Annotated in this window: 18 protein-coding genes; 6 read left to right on the top strand and 12 right to left on the bottom strand. The window is 58.6% G+C overall.

Going from position 1 to position 19572, the window contains the following annotated elements:
- Positions 1 to 9 precede the first annotated feature (9 nt).
- The 3 genes from B5F88_RS11695 to B5F88_RS11705 form a co-directional block, all read right to left on the bottom strand.
- Positions 10 to 1467 carry a HAMP domain-containing sensor histidine kinase gene (locus tag B5F88_RS11695; protein WP_087346150.1) on the bottom strand — a complete coding sequence of 486 codons (1458 nt, stop codon included), beginning with the start codon at positions 1465 to 1467 and terminating at the stop codon, positions 10 to 12.
- Positions 1464 to 2159, bottom strand: a complete 696-nt coding sequence (locus B5F88_RS11700) for a response regulator transcription factor (RefSeq protein WP_087346152.1) — start codon at positions 2157 to 2159, stop codon at positions 1464 to 1466. Before B5F88_RS11700 ends, B5F88_RS11695 begins: the two co-directional genes overlap by 4 nt.
- Before the next feature lie 100 nt (positions 2160 to 2259).
- Entirely contained in the window at positions 2260 to 3435 is a 1176-nt protein-coding gene (locus B5F88_RS11705) for a cation diffusion facilitator family transporter (RefSeq protein WP_087346154.1), read from the bottom strand.
- A 156-nt stretch (positions 3436 to 3591) separates the two neighbouring features.
- Between B5F88_RS11705 and B5F88_RS21805 the strand changes: the two genes are divergently transcribed.
- From B5F88_RS21805 to B5F88_RS11730, 4 genes are all read left to right on the top strand, one after another.
- A complete protein-coding gene (locus tag B5F88_RS21805; RefSeq protein WP_087346157.1) occupies positions 3592 to 5019 on the top strand; it encodes a sigma 54-interacting transcriptional regulator in 1428 nt (475 codons plus the stop codon).
- Between the two features lie 313 nt (positions 5020 to 5332).
- Positions 5333 to 6172 carry a 3-keto-5-aminohexanoate cleavage protein gene (locus B5F88_RS11720; RefSeq protein ID WP_087346162.1) on the top strand — a complete coding sequence of 280 codons (840 nt, stop codon included), beginning with the start codon at positions 5333 to 5335 and terminating at the stop codon, positions 6170 to 6172.
- Between the two features lie 16 nt (positions 6173 to 6188).
- Entirely contained in the window at positions 6189 to 7127 is a 939-nt protein-coding gene (locus tag B5F88_RS11725) for a 3-hydroxyacyl-CoA dehydrogenase NAD-binding domain-containing protein (protein ID WP_087346167.1), read from the top strand.
- 135 nt (positions 7128 to 7262) lie between these two features.
- Positions 7263 to 8606, top strand: coding sequence for a TIGR00366 family protein (locus tag B5F88_RS11730; protein WP_242959773.1), 1344 nt, complete (start codon positions 7263 to 7265; stop codon positions 8604 to 8606).
- Positions 8607 to 8718: 112 nt separating this feature from the next.
- Here the strand turns inward: B5F88_RS11730 and B5F88_RS11735 are convergent, their stop codons facing one another.
- Positions 8719 to 9933, bottom strand: a complete 1215-nt coding sequence (locus B5F88_RS11735) for an NADP-dependent isocitrate dehydrogenase (protein WP_087346174.1) — start codon at positions 9931 to 9933, stop codon at positions 8719 to 8721.
- Positions 9934 to 10116: 183 nt separating this feature from the next.
- On the opposite strand from B5F88_RS11735, the gene B5F88_RS11740 reads away from it, so the two are divergent.
- Entirely contained in the window at positions 10117 to 11436 is a 1320-nt protein-coding gene (locus B5F88_RS11740) for an MATE family efflux transporter (protein WP_087346176.1), read from the top strand.
- 3 nt (positions 11437 to 11439) lie between these two features.
- Here B5F88_RS11740 and B5F88_RS11745 read toward each other — a convergent pair whose 3' ends face one another.
- Positions 11440 to 12468, bottom strand: coding sequence for a YeiH family protein (locus B5F88_RS11745; protein WP_087346179.1), 1029 nt, complete (start codon positions 12466 to 12468; stop codon positions 11440 to 11442).
- Positions 12469 to 12672: 204 nt separating this feature from the next.
- On the opposite strand from B5F88_RS11745, the gene asnA reads away from it, so the two are divergent.
- A complete protein-coding gene (gene asnA, locus B5F88_RS11750) occupies positions 12673 to 13686 on the top strand; it encodes an aspartate--ammonia ligase (protein WP_087346182.1) in 1014 nt (337 codons plus the stop codon).
- Between the two features lie 43 nt (positions 13687 to 13729).
- Here the strand turns inward: asnA and B5F88_RS11755 are convergent, their stop codons facing one another.
- The 7 genes from B5F88_RS11755 to B5F88_RS21075 all read right to left on the bottom strand — a co-directional run.
- The gene (locus tag B5F88_RS11755; RefSeq protein WP_087346184.1) at positions 13730 to 15532 is read right to left on the bottom strand and encodes an LTA synthase family protein; all 1803 of its coding nucleotides are present in this window, start codon (positions 15530 to 15532) and stop codon (positions 13730 to 13732) included.
- A 718-nt stretch (positions 15533 to 16250) separates the two neighbouring features.
- Entirely contained in the window at positions 16251 to 16811 is a 561-nt protein-coding gene (locus B5F88_RS11760; protein WP_242959771.1) for a tyrosine-type recombinase/integrase, read from the bottom strand.
- Entirely contained in the window at positions 16808 to 17047 is a 240-nt protein-coding gene (locus B5F88_RS11765; RefSeq protein WP_087346189.1) for a DNA adenine methylase, read from the bottom strand. The genes B5F88_RS11760 and B5F88_RS11765 overlap by 4 nt, the downstream gene beginning before the upstream one ends.
- Complete coding sequence (locus B5F88_RS11770) at positions 17044 to 17670, bottom strand: hypothetical protein (protein WP_087346191.1); 627 nt, start codon at positions 17668 to 17670, stop codon at positions 17044 to 17046. The genes B5F88_RS11765 and B5F88_RS11770 overlap by 4 nt, the downstream gene beginning before the upstream one ends.
- A 25-nt stretch (positions 17671 to 17695) precedes the next feature.
- A complete protein-coding gene (locus B5F88_RS11775) occupies positions 17696 to 17896 on the bottom strand; it encodes a helix-turn-helix domain-containing protein (protein WP_087346194.1) in 201 nt (66 codons plus the stop codon).
- A gap of 324 nt (positions 17897 to 18220) precedes the next feature.
- Positions 18221 to 18886: a hypothetical protein gene (locus B5F88_RS11780; protein WP_087346197.1), complete on the bottom strand. Its 666-nt coding sequence runs from the start codon at positions 18884 to 18886 to the stop codon at positions 18221 to 18223.
- A gap of 503 nt (positions 18887 to 19389) precedes the next feature.
- A partial coding sequence (locus B5F88_RS21075) for a hypothetical protein (RefSeq protein ID WP_204246231.1) occupies positions 19390 to 19572 on the bottom strand: 183 nt, incomplete at its 5' end.

Genomic DNA, 19572 nt, shown 5'->3' on the forward strand with positions numbered 1-19572 from the left:
AGATCCCCCTTACGCCAGGGTCAGGGTGAACACAAACTCCGTCACACCGTCCTGGCTGGTTACTGTAATATTTTCCTTGTGGTTGTTCAGAATGGTTTTGACGATATACAGGCCCAGACCCACGCCTTCCCGGTCCACGCTGCGGGATTTGTCGCTCTTGTGGAAGCGGTCAAAAATCATGGCCAGCTCGTCGGGCGGGATGGTGGCGCCGGTGTTGCGCACCGCCACATGGGCCTTGCCCCCCTTGGTGGTGATGGAAATACCCATGGTGCTCCCCTCAGCGGAAAACTTGATGGCGTTGTCCAGCAGATTGTAGCACACCTGGGTGATGGCGTCCGGGTCTCCCCATACCATCACCGGAGCGTCGGGCAGCTGGGTATCCACATCCAGGCGGCGGGAGTTGATCTTGGTCTCCAGACTCACCAGCACCCGGAGCATCACCTCGGACACGTCGAACTGCTCCTGGGCGGTGACGTTCTCCGCCGACTGCAGCCGGCTCAGGTCCAGCATCCGCCGCACCAGCCGGGACAGCCGCCGGGTCTCGGAGGAGATGGTCTGCAGGGCGGCCCGCTCCCGGTCGGGCGGGATGGTGCCGTCCAGGATCCCGTCGGAAAAGCCGGCGATGGTGGTCATGGGGGTCTTGAGCTCATGGGAGATATTGGCCACAAATTCGCTGCGGCGCTCCTCGCTCTTGGAGATGGAGTCGGCCATGGCGTTGAAGGCCTCCGCCAGCTCCCCCACCTCGTCCTTCCGGTCCTCGTAGCCCCTGACCCGCAGCTCGTACTCCCCGTGGCCGAATTTCCGGGCGGTCTCGGCGATCTCCTTCAGCGGCTTGGTCTGCCGCAGGGAGGTCACCGAGCTGGTGAGGAAGGCGATGCACAGCACCACCACGGCGGTAAAGAAAAAGATGGAGGTAAAGGCCCGCCACAGCTCGGTGAGGCTGGAGGCCTCCGCCGCCACATAGGCCACGCCCACCAGGCTCTGCCTGGTCTGGCCGGTGGTCACGTCCACCGTCTTGACTAGAATGGGCGTGCCCGCCACATAGCGCTTTTCGGCGAAAAAGCCGCCCAGATCGCTCATGCCGGTATAGCTCCCGCTGCGGGCCACCTGATCGGCGATGGATTTGGGCAGATAGCTGCCCGCCAGCTCCTTGTAGCCCATGACGCTGATGCCGTCGGTAGAGACCACCATCTCTCCGTCGGCCTCCGTGATGAGCACCACCGCGTCGGAGATCTGGGCGATGGTGGCGATCATGGCGATATAGACGTCGTCCTCCACCCCCAGCCCCAGGCTGCGGGATTTGGAAGTGAAGTTGGCCACATAGTTGGCGTTGCGCTCCATGGAGTCCCGGGTCTGCCGCAGGGTGTACTGGTAGGACAGGGTGAAAAAGGCGGTGCCCAGCAGGGCGAAGGAGATGAGGATCATCCCCGCCGTCAAGGCAAACTGCCGCTTGTAGAGGCTCCTCATGTGCCGCTCACAACCTCAAACTTGTAGCCTACCCCCCACACGGTCTTGAGAGACCACTGGGGCGAGACCCCCTCCAGCTTCTCCCGCAGGCGCTTGATGTGCACGTCCACCGTCCGGGAGTCCCCGAAGTAGTCAAAGCCCCACACCTCGTCCAGCAGCTGGTTGCGGGTAAACACCCGGTTGGGGGAGGCGGCCAGATGGTACAGCAGCTCCAGCTCCTTGGGGGGCGTATCCACCCGCTTGCCGTCCACCAGCAGCTCATAGGAGTCCAGATTGATGACCAGCTTGTCAAAGCTCAGCTTCTTCTCCCCGCCGCCGCTCTCGTCCCCGCCGAACCGGCGGAGCACTGCGTGGATACGGGCCAGCACCTCTTTCATTTCAAAGGGCTTGACGATATAGTCGTCGGCGCCCCCCTCCAGGCCGGCCACCTTGTCCTGGGTCTCCCCCTTGGCGGTGAGCATGATAACAGGGGTCTTGTCGTTCTCCCGGATCTTCTTGAGCACTGACCAGCCATCCATCACCGGCAGCATGATGTCCAGCAGCACCAGATCCGGGTGGAAGGAGCGGAACAGCTCCACCCCTTTGCCGCCGTCCCCGGCCACCACCGTCTCAAAGCCCTCCTTCTCCAGATAGAGGTGGAGCAGCTCGGCGATATTGGATTCATCTTCCACGATGAGGACCTTCTTTGCCATGACGCACCGTCCTTTTCCTCGTCTTTTTCTGCCCGCGGCATATTACGTTTATTATAGTCCCATTCCCCTGATTTAGGGTGAATATTTTGTAAATGTACGTCTATCCGCCCGACACATAGGACCGTTCCAGCTGAAACACCGGGTAATAGCTGGGGTCCAGCGCCTGGACCCGCCGGGTGATCTCCCCGGCAATCTCCTCGTCGGACACCTTGCTGCGGTGGGGCACCACCACGTCGAAAATCAGATTGGTATGCTGGGGGCCCCGGGTCACCCGGAAGTCGTGAATGTTCATTTCCGGGTTCACCTCCCGCACCAGGTCCCGCACCTGCTCCCGCAGGCTGTTGACCGCCTCGTCCTCGGTGGCGATGGGGTCCATGTGGGCGGTGGTCTCAACGCCGAATTTCTGATAGATCTCCCGCTCGATGTGGTCGATGGCGTCGTGGGCCTCCATGATATCGGCGTTCTGGGGCACCTCGGCGTGGAAGGAGCACATCCGCCGGCCCGGGCCGTAGTCGTGGATCACCAGGTCGTGCATCCCCACCACCTGCTTGTGGCTCAGCACCACGTCCTGAATCTCCTTCACCAGGGCGGGGTCCGGCGCGCTGCCCAGCAGGGGGTCCACGGTGTCCTTGGCGGCCCCCCAGCCCGCCCGCAGGATGAAGATGGCCACCACCACGCCCACCCAGCCGTCGATGCTGACGCCGGTGAATTCCCCCACCAGAGTGCCCGCCAGCACGGCGGAGGTGGCCACCACGTCGGACAGGGAGTCGGTAGCGGTGGCCTCCATGGCCGCCGAGCCAATCCGCCTGCCCAGGTTCCGGTTGAACAGGCACATCCACAGCTTCACCAGAATGGAGGCAATCAGAATCACCACCGTTACCAGGGAGAAGTCCACCTGCTCCGGATGGAAGATCTTTTCAATGGAGGTCTTGCCCAGCTCCACCCCCACCATCAGAATCAGAAGAGACACCAGCAGTCCCGCCAGATACTCAATGCGGCCGTGGCCGAAGGGGTGCCCGTCGTCCGCCTTCTGCCCCGCCAGCTTGAAGCCCACCAGAGTGACCACCGAGGAGCCGGCGTCGGACAGGTTGTTGAAGGCGTCTGCCGTCACGGCGATGGAGCCGGTGAGCAGCCCGGCAAAAAACTTGCCCAGAGAGAGCAGCAGGTTGAGCAGGATCCCCACCCCGCCGGACAGCGCCCCATACCGCTCCCGCACCGCCGGGTCTCCCACATTCTCCCAGTCCCGGATAAAGCGCCGGACCAATCGCTCTGTCATAAGACGGACCTCCCAAAAATAGGTTACCTTGAATTATCTCACGTCCCGCCCGCCCCGTCAAGCGGTTCCCGCCCGTGAAAAAACGTTTGCCCTGCCGGTATCCTTGTTATATACTAAATCCATGGAATCAGACAGAGGCAAGGGGGCCGGATCACGATGGATCACAGCGGGGACGCCTCCCGGCAGGAGGCCTTGAGCCAGATTGATTTTCGGGAGATCTGCGAAAACCTCTACGACGGCATCCATGTCACCGACGGCACCGGCACCATTATCTTCATCAACCAGGCCTACACCCGCACCACCAGCATCAAGCCGGAGGACCTGCTGGGCCGGAAGGTGTCCGAGGTGGAGCAGGAGGGCAAGCTCTACAAGGGGGCCGTCACCGACACCGTGCTGGCCCAGCGCAGGCGGGTCAACTCCGTGGCCACCATCTTCCCCCTGAACAAGGAGGTGCTGGTCACCGGCACCCCCGTCTTTGCCCCCGACGGCAGCATTAAAATGGTGGTGACCAACACCCGGGACTTCCCCGAGCTCAAACGGCTGGAGCAGCAGCTGCTCACCCTGACGGAGGAGCGGCAGAAGGCTGACGAGGAGCTGGCCTACCTCCGCCAGCAGCAGACCGGCGGCAAGCAGATGTACTACCACAGCGCCGCCATGCGGGAGGTGGTGGAACTCATCCACACCGTGGCCCCCACCGACGTCACCGTGCTCATCACCGGGGAGTCGGGCACCGGCAAGGAGCTTATCGCCAACGAGATCTACCAAAGCAGCACCCGCAGAGGCAAGCCCTTTATCAAGGTGAACTGCGCCGCCATCCCGGCGGAGCTGCTGGAATCCGAGCTGTTCGGCTATGAGGAGGGGGCCTTTACCGGCGCCCGCCGCTCCGGCAAAAGCGGCATGTTTGAGCTGGCCAACACCGGGGTGATCCTGCTGGACGAGATCGGCGATATGCCCCTCCCCCTCCAGGCCAAGCTGCTGCGGGTCCTCCAGCAGCGGGAAATTATGCGCATCGGCGGCAGCAAGACCATCCAGCTGGACCTGCGGGTGATCGCCTCCACCAACCTGGACCTGCAGGAGCAGGTGCGGGCGGGCCGGTTCCGGGAGGACCTGTACTACCGGCTCAACGTGGTGCCCATCGAGCTCAAGCCCCTGCGGGAGCGGAAGGAGGACATCCCCTACCTGGTGGAGCGCTTCTGCGCCGACTTCAGCAAGAAATACGGCAAGGATACCCGCATCAGCGCCGCCGGCATGGACCTGCTGCAGAGCTACCGCTGGCCGGGCAACATCCGGGAGCTGGAAAACATGCTGGAGCGCATTGTGGTCACCAACTCCGGCGGCATCATCACCCGGGACGTGGTCTACTCCGCCCTTAACCCCGACGGCAGCCACAGCCACCTGAACCCCGCCGCCGGCGGCACCCTGCGCCAGCAGGTCTTCGCCTTTGAGCGGGAGGTGATCCTCCAGGCCGTGGAGCGGGAGGGCTCCCTGCGCAAGGCCGCCAAGGCCCTGGGGGTGGACCACTCCACCCTGGTCAAAAAGTACCGCCACTTTCAGCAGGACAACTCTGGCCCGGACGAGCGGTGAATTTTTTCACCATATGCGGTGAATTTTTTCACCAGCAGGTACTCTCCCCGTCTTTCAAGGAGTTCCGCCTGCCGCTTTCCCTGATTTTCCCTTTGTCATCCAGTTTATCCCAGCGCCTTGTGGTGAATTTTTTCACCACAAGGCGCTTTTTTGTCTGTTTCCCCCGGTTTCCCAAATACCTGCGGTCCAATGGCTGGAAGGTTTTTTTCGCCCGTTTTCTTTTTTGGCACGCGGTTTGCTTTTTCTTTATGGCGAACAGCAACAGAAGCGGGAACCCATTTTCCGCTCCGCATAAAAAAGGAGATGTGCTTTTATGGATAAGACCATCATTACCGTAGCCACCACCGGCGCCTGGCCCACCAAGGCCAACAACCCCAACGTGCCCATGACCCCCGAGGAGATCGCCGAGGACGTGTACGCCTGCTGGAAGGCCGGCGCCGCCGTGGCCCACCTGCACATGCGGGACGACGAGGGCAAGGGCACCATGGACAAGAACCGCTTTGCCAAGACTGTGGAGCTGCTGCGCGCCAACCACCCCGACTGCGACATCATCCTGAACATGACCACCTCCGGCGACCTGAACGCCACCGACGAGACCCGTCAGGCTCACCTGAAGGAGCTGCGCCCCGAGATGGGCTCCTACGACTGCGGCTCCATGAACTGGCTGCACACCTCCCTGTTCCTCAACCCCCCCGCCTTCCTGGAGGAGCTGGGCCAGAACATGCAGGCCTGGGGCGTCAAGCCCGAGATCGAGGCCTTTGACCCCGGCATGATCGCCAACGCCCAGTACTACCTGAAGAAGGGCGTGCTGAAGGCCCCCCTCCACTTCCAGTTCTGCATGGGCTGCGCCAACGGCATCCCCGGCACCATGAAGAACCTGGTGTTCATGAAGGAGACCATGGAGTCCCTGTGCCCCGGCTCCACCTGGAGCTGCTTCGGCGTGGGCCACTCCGCCATGACCATGCTGTACGGCGCCGTGGCCCTGGGCGGCCACATCCGCGTGGGCATGGAGGACAACGTGATGTATTCCAAGGGCCAGCTGGCTGAGAGCAACGTGCAGTTCGTGGAGCGGGCCCGCCGGGTCATCGAGGAGTTCGGCAAGCAGGTGGCCACCCCCGACGAGGCCCGTGAGATCCTGAGCCTGAAGAAGTAAGGGGAGGTATATCGCTATGAAAACCACCCAGAATATCAAGAACATCCTGATCTGCGGCGCCGGCATGATGGGCAAGAACATCGGCTATGTGTTCGCCTCCAACCCCAATTTCCAGGTGGGCATGTACGACCTCTACTCCACCGACGTGGAGGCCGGCATCCGCACCAACACCAAGCAGCTGCTGGACAAGGGCGTCATTACCGAGGATGAGCTCAACGACCGGCTCTCCCGCATCTCCTTCACCACCGATATCGACAGCGATATCGTCAAGAACGCCGACCTGGTCATCGAGGCCGTGTTCGAGGACATGAAGATCAAGCGGGAGACCTTCGCCAAGCTGGAGGCGCGCTGCGCCGAGGACACCATCTTCTGCACCAACTCCTCCGTCATGAGCCCCAGCGAGATCTCCGCCGAGCTGAAGCACCGGGAGCGGTTTGTGGGCACCCACTTCTGGAACCCCGGCCATCTGATCCCCCTGGTGGAGGTGGTCAAGTCCGACGCCTCCTCCGAGGAGACCGCCCAGACTGTCATGGAGGTGCTCCGCTCGGTGGGCAAGAAGCCGGTGCTGTGCAAGAAGGACGTGCCCGGCTTTATCGCCAACCGGATGCAGCACGCCCTGTGGCGTGAGGCCATCTCCATCGTGGAGCACGGCATCGCCGACGCCGCCACCGTGGACGAGGCGGTGAAGTACTCCTTCGGCCTGCGCCTGCCCCAGCTGGCCCCCATGGAGAACGCCGACATGGTGGGCACCGACCTGACCTACAACATCCACGATTACATTCTGAAGGATCTGGAGGACTCCCACGAGCCCTCCCCCCTGCTCAAGCAGCTGCGGGATGAGGGCAAGATCGGCTTCAAGACCGGCGAGGGCTTCCAGAAGTGGACCCCCGAACAGGTGGCCAAATCCAACGCCGACCTGAACGAGTACCTCATCCGGATGCTGTACGGCAAATAAGCAATTCCCACTTCCCCGCGCCTTTCGTTCACCTGGAACGAGGCAATAGATGAGAGAAAAAGATGAGAGAAAGGAAGCGATTCCATGTCCCCGTAGTCTCAAGCCAAGAAGCTGAAAGGAACTCCGCTGTGGAATATCAGCAAGAAGTTCAACTTTGCAGCTGAGAAGATCATCCCCGATTCCTTCGTCTTCTGCGTTATCCTGATGATCGTGGTGTTCGTCCTGTCCCTGATCATCGGCAAGGGCCCCGTGGAGCTCCTCCAGGCCTGGTGGGGCGGTCTGAGCAGCCAGTTCACCCTGGCCTTCCAGATGGGCATTATGGTCTGCGTGTGCGCCACCTGCGCCCGCAGTCCCCAGGTCAACAGGCTGCTGAACGCCATGGCAAGCCATGTCCACAACCGCTACGCCGCCATCATCCTGATGATGGTGTTCGGCTATGTGACCTCCATGATCAACTACGCCTTCTGCACCATCGTCACCCCCATCCTGTCCATGCAGCTGGCCAAGCGGGTCAAGGGCCTCCACTTCCCCATGATGGTGGCCGGCGGCTACACCTGCATGATCCTGGGCCAGTGCCTTGGGCCCTCCGCCACCCTGTACTCCAACCTGGCTACCGAGGGCAGCTCCTACGCTGAGATCGTGGGCCACACCATGACGGTGCTGGAGACCTGCTACAATACCCCCAACGTGATCCTGTTCACCGTGCTGGCCATCGCCTTCATCCTGATCGTGCTCTTCACCCAGCCCGGTGAGGACGAGCTCATCGAGCTGCGGGACGTGGCCACCCAGGCCGACGTGGTCCCCAACGACTACAAGATCACCGAGAAGGCCTCCACCTTTGCCCAGAAGATGAACACCTGCAAGCCCATTATGTGGGTGGTGGGCGTCTTCATCTTTATCAACATCTTCTATGACTTCTTCACCAAGGGCTTCTTCGGCGCGCTGAACATGAACCTGGTGATCTTCCTGTTCGTGGGCATCAACTGCTTCCTGTTCCCCCAGCCCAGCGCCTGGATCACCGCCCACGCCGACTCCATGCACCTGGCCACCGACATCATCATGCAGTTCCCCTTCTACGGCGCCATCATGGGCATGATGTACATTGAGGGCGGCCTGGGCTCCGTGCTCATCAGCGCCATCACCTCTGTGGCTACCGCCCGCACCCTGCCCATCTTCACCTTCCTGTCCGCCTGCCTGGTCAACTGCTTCATCCCCTCTCAGGGCGGCCAGTTCACCGTGCAGGGTCCCCTGATCGTGCAGACTGTGCAGAACATCCAGGGAGCCGACCTGGCTACCTGTCTGAACGCCTTCGTGCTGGGCGACGAGTGCACCAACCTGCTCCAGCCCCTGTATGTCATCCCCGCTCTGAGCGTGGTGGGCATGAAGCTGAAGGACGTGTGGGGCTTCATGGCGTTCATCTGCGTGTTCTGGGTCGTGATCACCTGCCTGGGTCTGTACTTCATTCCCCTTATGTTCTGAGTTCCCCCTTTCCCATAATACCCCTCGCTGTGCAGATACCCGGTAAGATGAAAAACAGGCATCCACACCTTGGTGTGGATGCCTGTTTTTTCAGCAAAGCTCGCCGCCGCGGTTACAGGGTCTCTTCCAGCCTGGTCCGGATGGCCTTGAGGAAGTCCAGGGAATTGACGCCCTTGGCGGGGGTCTCCCCCTCCCACAGGCCCACCAGATCCTTGGTCATCACGCCGGACTCGATGGTGTCGATGGCGGCCTGCTCCAGCTTGTCGGCAAAGCTCACCAGAGCCTGGATGCCGTCCAGCTCCCCCCGCTTGCGCAGGGCGCCGCTCCAGGCAAAGAGGGTGGCCACCGGGTTGGTGGAGGTCTCCTCCCCCTTCAGATACTTATAGTAGTGGCGGGTGACGGTGCCGTGGGCGGCCTCATACTCGTATTTGCCGTCGGGGGACACCAACACGGAGGTCATCATGGCCAGAGAGCCGAAGGCGGTGGAGACCATGTCGCTCATCACGTCGCCGTCGTAGTTCTTGCAGGCCCAGATAAAGCCGCCCTCGCTGCGGACCACCCGGGCCACCGCGTCGTCAATGAGGGTGTAGAAGTACTCAATGCCCAGCTCATCGAACCTGGCCTTGTACTCCCTGTCGAAGATCTCCTGGAAAATATCCTTAAAGGTGTGGTCGTATTTCTTGGAGATGGTATCCTTGGTGGCAAACCACAGGTCCTGCCTGGTGTCAATGGCGTACTGGAAGCAGGAGCGGGCAAAGGAGACAATGGAGCTGTCCTTGTTGTACTGGCCCTGGAGCACGCCGCCGCACTCAAAGTCGTAGATGGTCTGGCGGAACTGCTCCTTGCCGCTCTCGTCGGTAAAGACCAGCTCGGCCTTGCCGGGGCCGGGCACCCGGTACTCGGTGGACTTGTACACGTCGCCATAGGCGTGACGGGCAATGGTGATGGGCTTGTTCCAGTTCTTCACCACCGGAGAGATCCCCTTCACCATGATGGGGGCCCGGAATACGGTGCCGTCCAGGATGGCCCGGATGGTGCCGTTGGGGGACTTCCACATCTGGGAGAGCTTGTACTCCTCCACCCGCTGGGCGTTGGGGGTGATGGTGGCGCACTTCACCGCCACACCGTACTTTTTGGTGGCCTCGGCGGAGTCGATGGTCACCTGATCCTTCGTCTCCTCCCGGTAGGGCAGGCCCAGGTCGTAATACTCGGTCTTCAGGTCGATGAAGGGCAGGAGCAGTTCGTCCTTGATCTGCTGCCACAGCACCCGGGTCATCTCGTCGCCGTCCATCTCCACCAGAGGGGTGGTCATCTGAATCTTTTCCATGGTCTCCTCCTCGATCTGACGAAATTCTTTATCGAGGCAAATTATACCTCCATCTGAAAAAAAACGCAACCTTCATTGGAGGAGATCCGGGATTTTCATTGCAATTTTATGGCAAAGGGGGTATACTGGCCTGCGTTGCGCCAGTTACCCGCCAAACCCAAAGGAAGGAGCGGTCGTTTCTCCGTGTTCAGCAAGGATTCCCTGCGCAGGCTTATCCTGCCCCTGATCATCGAACAGTTTCTCTCCGTCATGGTAGGCATGGCGGACATCACCATGGTCTCCGCCGCCGGGGAGGCTGCGGTGTCCAGCGTGGCCCTGGTGGATCTGATCAACGTGCTGATCCTCAATATTTTCGCCGCCCTCGCCACCGGCGGCGCGGTGGTGTGCGCCCAGTCCATCGGGGCCGAGCACCTGGACCGGGCCAACCGGGCCGCCAATCAGCTGATGTACATTATTTCCGCCGCGTCCCTGGCCATGATGGCCCTGGTGCTGCTCTTCCACCGGCCCCTGCTGGGCCTGCTCTTCGGCCAGGTGGAGCCAGCGGTGATGGAGGGGGCTGTCACCTACTTCGTCATCTCCGCCCTCTCCTACCCCTTTATCGCCCTGTACAGCGGCTGCGCCGCCCTTCTGCGGGCCATGGGCAACTCCCGGGCCTCCATGCTGGTGTCCGCCTGGATGAACGGCCAGAACATCGTGGGCAACGCCATCTTCGTGTTCGGCTTCCACCGGGGGGTGGACGGGGTGGCCTGGTCCTCCCTGCTGTCCCGGATCGTGGCGGCGGTGATGATGCTCCTTCTGCTCCACGGCAAGAGCAACCCGGTGCGGGTACAGGGGCTGCTCTCCTTCCGGTTCGAGCCGGACATGATGGCCCGCATCCTGCGCATCGGGGTGCCCAACAGCCTGGAAAACAGCTTCTTTCAGCTGGGCCGGGTGCTGCTGGTCAGCCTGATCTCCACCTTCGGCACCGTCCAGACCGCCGCCAACGCCGTGGCCAACAACATCGACAGCTTTGGCGTAATCCCCGCCCAGGCCATCGGCCTGGCCCTCATCACCGTGGTGGGGCAGTGCGTGGGCGCGGAGGCCTGGGACCAGGTCCGCCGCTATACCGTCAAGCTGATGAAGCTGGCCTACCTCTGCACCTGGGGCCTGAACGCCGTGCTGCTGGCCGGCCTGCCCCTCCTGCTCAGGCTGTACAGCCTGTCCCCCGAGACCCAGTGGTACGCCACGGTGCTCATCTTCATCCACAACGGCTGCGCCATGCTGCTGTGGCCCATGGCCTTCACCATGCCCAACGCCCTGCGGGCCGCCGGGGATGTGAAGGTGCCCATGGTCATCTCGGTCTGCTCCATGATTCTGGTGCGGCTGGGTTGCAGCTACATCCTGGGCGTCCACTTCGGCCTGGGTGTCATCGGCGTGTGGATCGCCATGGTGGGGGACTGGGTGGTGCGGATCCTCTTCTTTGTGCTCCGGGCCCGGCAGGTGCTGTGGAAACGGCACCCCTGAGGTTTACCAGATCCCCAGCATGTGTTGCATCCCCAGGCTCACTGCCGTAATGGCCGCCCAGCAGCAGGCCCCCATCAGAATGGGCTTTCCGCCGGTTTTGATCAGCTTGACGATATCGGTATTCAGACCGATGGCCGCCATGGCCATGATGATAAAGAACTTGCTCAGCTCCTTGAAGGGGGTAAACACCCCGCCGCTCACCCCCAGGTTCAGGCACACTGTGGTGAGGATGGAGGCCAACACGAAAAACAGGATGAAGAAGGGGAAAATCTTGTTCAGCTGGAAGCTGCCTTCCTTCTCTCCACCGGCCCGCTTGGCCCGGATCACCCGGAAAAAGGCCAGGGCCAGGGTGATGGGGATGATGGCCAGGGTGCGGGTGAGCTTGACGATGGTGGCGGTATCCAGGGTGTTGGCCCCGGGATGCATCCCGTCCCAGGCGGCCGCCGCCGCCGTCACCGAGGAGGTGTCGTTTACCGCCGTGCCGGCAAACAGGCCGAAACCCTCATTGCTCAGGCCCAGCACACCGCCGAAGGTGGGGAACAGCAGGGCTGCCGCCACGTTGAACAGGAAAATCACCGAGATGGACTGGGCGATCTCCTCATCGTCCGCCCCGATCACCGGGGCGGTGGCGGCAATGGCGGAGCCGCCGCAGATGGAGGAGCCCACCCCCACCAGGGTGGAGATATTGGTGGGCATCCCCATCAGCTTGTGCAGCAGGAAGGCCACCACCAGGGAGGTGGTGATGGTGGAGACAATGATGGGCAGGGAGGTCAGACCCACCCGGGCCACCTCCGTCATGTTCATGCCAAAGCCCAGCAGCACCACCGCCAGCTGCAGAATATACTTGGAGGTGTAGGCGATCCCTGCCTGGGTTCCCTTCTTTTCCCGGTAAAACAGGGCGATCACCATGCCCGCCAGAATGGCGAACACCGGTCCGCCCACCACAGGTACCGCCTTCCCCAGCAGCCAGCAGGGAATGGCCAGCACCAGGCACAGCAGCAGGCCCTTGCTTCTCTCTCTCCATTGTTTCATCACAACTGCTCCTTCCAACATTTACATCTGATGCACACCTAGTATACGCCTCTTTTCCCATCATGTAAAATGATGATACTTTATATTATAATAAATATTTATTATCGCAATTCCCCAAGTCCCCTCCGGCATAGACCCTTGCCGCCGGGATACTTTTCCTGTATAATGTGACAGAGCAACTTGTTTGAAAAAGGAGCGTTTCTCATGCTGCAAACCGTGATCCCCCAGGGGTACGCCCCCTGTCTGAACTTATACGACACCCAGAAGGCCATCGGCCTGCTGAAGCGGCTGTTTGAGGATACTCTGGGCGGCGCCCTCCATCTGCGCCGGGTATCCGCCCCCCTGTTTGTGGAGGCCTCCACCGGCCTCAACGACGATCTGAACGGGGTGGAGCGGCCGGTGTCCTTTGACATCCCCGACGCCGGACGGGACGCCCAGGTGGTCCACTCCCTGGCCAAGTGGAAGCGGATGGCCCTGTACCGCTACCAGTTCTCAGTGGGAGAGGGCCTGTACACCGACATGAACGCCATCCGCCGGGATGAGGAGCTGGACAATCTCCACTCGGTCTATGTGGACCAGTGGGACTGGGAGAAGGTCATCGCCCCCCGGGACCGGAATGAGGCCTACCTGAAGGACACGGTGCGCACCATTGTCAAGGCCATGGCGGAGACCCAGGCCACCCTCCGCTCGGTGTTCCCCCAGCTCACTGCCCTGCCCGTGCTGAACACCGAGGTGTCTTTTGTCACCACCCAGGAGCTGGAGGACCGGTTCCCCGACCTGACCCCCAAGGAGCGGGAGGACGCCTGGGTGAAGGAGCATCCCACCACCTTCCTTATGGGCATCGGCGGGGCCCTGAAGTCGGGCAAGCCCCACGACGGCCGGGCGCCGGACTACGACGACTGGACCCTGAACGGGGATATCCTGCTGTGGAACCCGGTGCTGGAACGGGCCTTTGAAGTGTCCTCCATGGGCATCCGGGTGGATCCCACCGCCATGGACCGGCAGCTGGCCATCGCCGGATGTGACAGCCGCCGCTCCCTCCCCTTCCACAAGATGCTGCTGGAGGGCAAGCTGCCCCTGACCATCGGCGGCGGCATCGGCCAGTCCCGGCTGTGCATGCTGCTGCTGGGCAAGGCCCACATCGGCGAGGTGCAGGCCTCCGTCTGGGATGAGCAGACCATGCAGGCCTGCCAGGACGCGGGCGTGATCCTGCTGTAAGACGCAAAAAGAGACCTGTCTCAGGCAGGTCTCTTTTCTGCTTTCATGGGCCGTCGAACAGCTCCGCCAGCCGCTCATCGCCGCCAAAGAGGTTATTATACTGCACGCACTGGTAGTCTTGGATCAGGGCCGTGTAGTCGTTGGTCTCCAGATGGCTGTAGGCCCTTCCCTTCCGGTCCACGTACCCCACAAAGGTAAGGGCGGGCAGCTGCTGCTGAAGCTGCCACAGGTAATCCCCGTAGGCGGTGCTCTCCACGCCCGCGTACCGCAGCAGATGCTGGCCCAGGAAGTTCAGGCTGGTGAACTCCGGCCCCTCCTCCGGCAGAGGGTAGTTGGCCCAGATGACAAAGGGGACCATATACTTGCCCATATACTGTTTCATGTCCATCCGGTCCTGGGTGACGCCGTAGGCCTTGTCCAGAAATTCCTGCTCCACAGAGGGCTGGTGATCCCCGAACATGGCGATGATGGTGGGCTCCTCCTGCTGCGCAAAGTACTCCACCAGGGTACGGAAGGCCTGGTCGGTCTTGTTGGCCAGGGTGAGGTACTGCTCCGCCATGGGGTACTTCCCCGGCTCGTCAGTGAGGGTGACCTGGGCGGGATAGTCCGCCGCGGTATAGCCGCCGTGGTTCTGGATGGTGACGTTGAACAGAAACAGAGGCTTGTCCCCCTGCCGGTGCTCGAACTCCCAGATGATCTGCGCAAAGTCGGACTGGTCGCTGACATAGCCGTGCTCAAAGCTCTGGGGCACGTCCATGTCCGCGCCGCACTTGTAGCGGTCAAACCCCAGGTTGGGGTAGGCCCGGTCCCGCTGCCAGGAGGTGTACTCTCCGGGGTGAAAGGCCAGGGTGTCATAGCCCTCCGCCTTCAGCCGGGAGGCCAGAGAGGCCGTGGGGCCCAGCACATACTGCTGATAGGGGATGCTGCCCGAGGGCAGGAAGGCCATGGAGTTGCCGGTGAGAAATTCAAACTCGCTGGCGCTGGTACCGGCGCCGAACACGGAGGTATAGGCGTGGCCGTACACCCCGTTGTCCAGGGAGGAAATGTAATCGGTGACGCTCTCGCTGAGGGAGAGGTTGCCATAGTACTCGAAATCCGCCCAGGACTCGTTCATGATGGCCACGATGTTGGGCCGCTCCACCGGCACCTCCGCCGGCTCCGGCGGCTCCACCTCCGCCATGATCTGCGCCACGTGCGCCCCGGAGGGGTCCTCCGGCTGGTCCACCTCCAAAAATTCGGTGTTGCGCAGAAAGGCCGCCAGGCAGCCCCATGTGCGATAGGAGCCCGCCGGGTCCCACACGTCGGTTTTCACCGAAAAGCGCTCCAGCTTCTGGGTTGGAAAGAGCTGTGTCAGACACAGAAGCCCAGCTCCCAGGCACACCAGCCGCAAGGGCCACCGCTTTCCGGTCAGCCGCAGCCGGGCCTTGCGCTCCTCCTTGTGGAGAAACAGGATCAGGGCCACCATCAAAGCGGCCGCTGCCGCCATCTGCCAGGTGGGGATGAAGCGATAGCTGCCCGCCACGTCGGCGGCAGTATTCAGTGCGGAAAAGTCCCAGGGCAGGATGGGGGTGCCCCGGAAGGAATTGACGAAATAATTGGCCGCTCCCCAGGCCCCGGCGGCAATGTGGATGCCGATGGAGCAGGGGGCGATCCGTCCCACCAGCCCGCACAGAGGCCAGAACAGCAGGGCAATGCACAGGGCGTTGGCCAGGGTGGGCCCCAGCGCCATGCTCCAGGGCGGGGACCCATAGGTAAGCTGCATGAGCCATAGGGCGGTCAGAGGCGTCAGCAGCAGGAATACGGCCTGCCACAGGCCGGTTTTCAGCTTGGAATCGTTCTGTTTCATTTGGGGGTCTCCTGTCTGAGGTAGATAGGCTGTGATTATACCCCAAGATCCCCGTTCTGTCAAAAAAGCTCCCGCCCGGGAAATATTCCGGGCGGGAGCTCTCTGCTTTTTTCTTCCAATGGAGCGTTACACGCTCTCCGGGTCCTCCAGGTGACCGCCGAAAGCCTCCACGGCTCTGGCGTCGGCCTCCCGCTTCTCCTCGATAGCCTCTTTGAGGAGCATATCCTTCACCTTTATAGGGTCAGCGGTTTAGCGAGTGCTAATCTATCCCAAACAGCCCCATTTATCAAGGTTTTCTCTCCCCTGGCCTCCCACCCAATCCCAAGGCCGACCACCTACTCCCAACCTAGAAGCGGTAAAAATACGGTAAAAGCCCGGTAGCCGCTTCGACCCTTTACAACCTTTTGCCCCTATGCTATGATAACTCTGGCGCTGTTACAAAATGGCGGTTAGCCACTCCCTTGAGAAAGGGGGTGATGCGGATGGGAAACAGGCGTTGGGCGAAAGCCCTCCGCTTTCTGGTATGTTTTATCATCGTCTTTTTGACGATGGTCTACATAGCCCCAAAAGCGTGTTAGCCGCCCGGTCCAGTCCACCGAGCGGCTAACGGTTCAACCTTAGCAGCTTACCTGGGCTAACCGTCATGCAACAGCGCCCTCGCTATTTGTATTATACCTTGGCAATTACGCATTTGTCAAATGCGTAATTGTTGTCTCTCTTAAACTGCCTTCTCCCTCTCCGGGAACGGGATAACAACAGCGCCCTCCGCTTCCCGTTCCGACGAAATAAACTTATCAATCCCCGCTAACTTATCTATCTCCCTTGCTTTGGTATCCTCAAAGAGGTGGATATAAAGTTCATAACTTGTTTTTGGGCTAGCATGTCCTAATTGATCTGCTATAGCTTTAAGTTCGACACCAGCTTCAAAACACCGGGTAGCGTAGGTGTGCCGAAGTGTGTGCATGGTCGCACCCTCAATGCCTGCCTTTCGGTAAATCTTGTTTAGGCTCTCCTTCAGATTTCCATACTGCACAATTTTGTTTCGGGTGTTCCAGAATACAAGACTATCCTCCGACCATTCCAGCCCCAGCGCCGCCGCACGCTTTTTCATTTCTTCCTTATGCTCCGCTAAAATAGCAACCAACCCCGCCGTGATGACTATCGTTCGCTTGCTCGATTCGGTTTTGCAGAAGTCTTGTATCTCTTGCTTGCCGCTGTGGGTTGCGTAGTCATGGTGCAAGATGGCCTTCTTATTGACCCGAATCGTACGCTTATTCAAATCAATATCTTTCCATTGAAGCGGAATACCCTCCCCAGCACGCATACCCGTATATAGATAAGGTCATTAAGGATTTTGACTTCAAATTTTCGGCTATTTAACGCCAAGGCTCCGCTGCCGCAATACAACTCGGCGTAAGTTGTACAGTGGCCGGGGATAAGGCGGGAGAGAACTCCTGCCATTCTCGCCTTGCTGCCAACATAGGAAAAGATTTGAACGCTTGCCTCCATACTCATGCTGCCACCTCACTTTTCTCAGAAAGTCGAAAGGATAGAAACCAGTTATTTGCGCTCCCGGTGTTGATTTTGTAGGTGTAGGGATGCGCTGTCCCATTGTTGACCCGAAGTAAGTTCCACGATTTCAAATTTTTCTCAAGTTCCAGGCGGCTATATCCCAGCTCCAACCGTTTCAGTACATTGGGGAGATAGCTGGCAAGGATATTCCCATAGCCGTCACGGATAAACACCTTGCCAGGTTCCTCATACTCCCGCACATACTCACACAAGGCATGATATGCCTGCATGATAGAACACTGTCCATTTCTGTCCTCCTGTACAGGAAGGTTGCGGTGTTGCTTCATCACTGCCTCATAAATTTCATTCACCATCTTTGGCGCTATGCCGTCCAGGTCAGCCAAATCATTTAGTGCCTTTGCCTCTGTCAGCTTCCGCTTGGCGTATTCCCGGACAGGGCTGATTTCCCCATCCGGGTACACCAGAGCCAGCTTTAGCCGCCGCTCCATTGTTCCCACATCCCGGCTCCATGCCCCAAACACCACAGGGCCACCAGCGACCTCATAAACCTTAGCCATTGTGCCAGCCGCTATGATCCGCTCCACAAATTCAGCCATGTGTACCATATCTATAAACCTCCATCATCTTTTGTTAAGCCGCTTCCCCATTGAGCCAGGCCACAAACCGCTCCCGGCTGATTCGATACTGCTTCCCGACTCGGAAGGCCGGAAACTTTTCACTATGTATCAGTTCATAAGCTGTATTTCTGGAAATCCCCAGCACCGCCGCTATATCCATTGGTGTCAACACCAGCGGCAACGCTTCTGCCTCTGTAAATCGTCCCTTACCCATAAACTCCTCCTATGTCAAATTGTAAAGAGATATACTGCCCCCTAAAAATTCCGTCTGTGCTAGTTCGTGCGCTCATCTTCTGTTTTCAAGGTACACGCCTTTCCTTTAGGGCTTGGTGCCCTGTCCTCTTTACACGCATAGCTTACACCAAAAAAATACGGCAGATTGACACTTCAATCTGCCGCATTTTTTTAATCATTAGCTATCAGTGCAGTGATATTTGCTTTTTATGGAAAGCATTAAAAGCATTTTAGGAGGCATATTTGCTTTTACTTCTATGACAGCATTTCAAAAAAAGCAAAACTTTTTATTCCGCCATATATATTACCTGTCCCAACCTTGTAAAATAAGCGTTGCCCGTACACGCTCCACATATTTAACAACAATTTCAAGATGTCCTTCCAACCTGTCAGGGTTAGTTAACATATTTTCAACCGCAATACGGGAGACTCTCTGAATATCTCTTTCTACTTGTTGCAGTAATTCTTCCGCAGTTTTCGTTGGTCGTTTCTCTTTATATTTTGCAAAATAAACTAGTCGCTTAAAATATCCGTTCTCGTATTGTAGGTTACTTTCCTTCAAGGCCTCTCTATAATTCTTGTTTATTACCCCTTCTATGTCAATCTGTTTACTTGTCTTTTGATTGCCTATATGTTCCTTTCTCGACGATATCAGCTTTTTCCATGCCCTATCTTCTTCCTGTGAATCCCAACTTCTCAAAGATATGTTTTCATATCCATCCCAATATTTTGCTGGTATTTCTGTCAACTGCGCAAGCTGTTCAAGTCTATCCTTCAAATCAATTTTTTCCAGGCCCAATATTCTCCCATAGAGTGTACGGTTTATTTTCAATATCTCATATAATTCGTCTACTTTATGATTTTCCCACTTCCACAGTAGCCGCAGAACATAAAATATTCTAAAACGGTTGTATAGTTCTTTATTATCTATACCTGAATCTATTTTCCGTTTCCTGTCATACTGCGCCATCCGGACCGCCCCTATTCTCAATATAGTTTTATGATAAGTATAGTTTATTTTTGGTAATTTGGCAATTTGGCTGTAATAGTAAAAAAGACAGCCAGCCTGACAAAAGAAGGCTGGCTGTCTTATCCTAAATGTGTTCTCTTAGTCCATCAACCACAACAGGAAAAACAGGAGCATACGGAAAAATACCCCAACAATGATAGCCATGGTAAGCATACCCATCATAAAAGCAAGTATCAGCCCCATAAACAAGCACCCCCTTTCGTTGGTGCCTTATGGTAACGCTTATCACAAAAATAAACTAGTCTTGAATCTGCACGAAAAGGGATGGGGTGAATTGGTGTTGTCGCTGTAATCAAAATAGCGGCTCCATGCTCCATCGGATAAACTCAAAGGATATCCAAACTATGTCCACCAAAATTTATCTTCATGCCCAGCTGGATTTTCAAAGACTGTTTTGGCTCAAATTTCCTAAAATCGCCACAAATTCTCCCACCACCCCCATCTTATTTTTTCTCCAACCCCTCAAAATCCCTAAATCGCCTGGAATCTCCGGATTTATTTCCCTTATCGAATTCATATGTTAGCGTCAGGCGATAATCGCCATTCCGGGTCAGGCGAAAAACGCCAATTTTGGTCAACTGAAAACAGCCATTTACAATTTGAATAGTTCCTTTACACTGGAGGCG

The organism is Flavonifractor sp. An306 (assembly GCF_002159455.1).
Taxonomy (GTDB): domain Bacteria; phylum Bacillota; class Clostridia; order Oscillospirales; family Oscillospiraceae; genus Flavonifractor.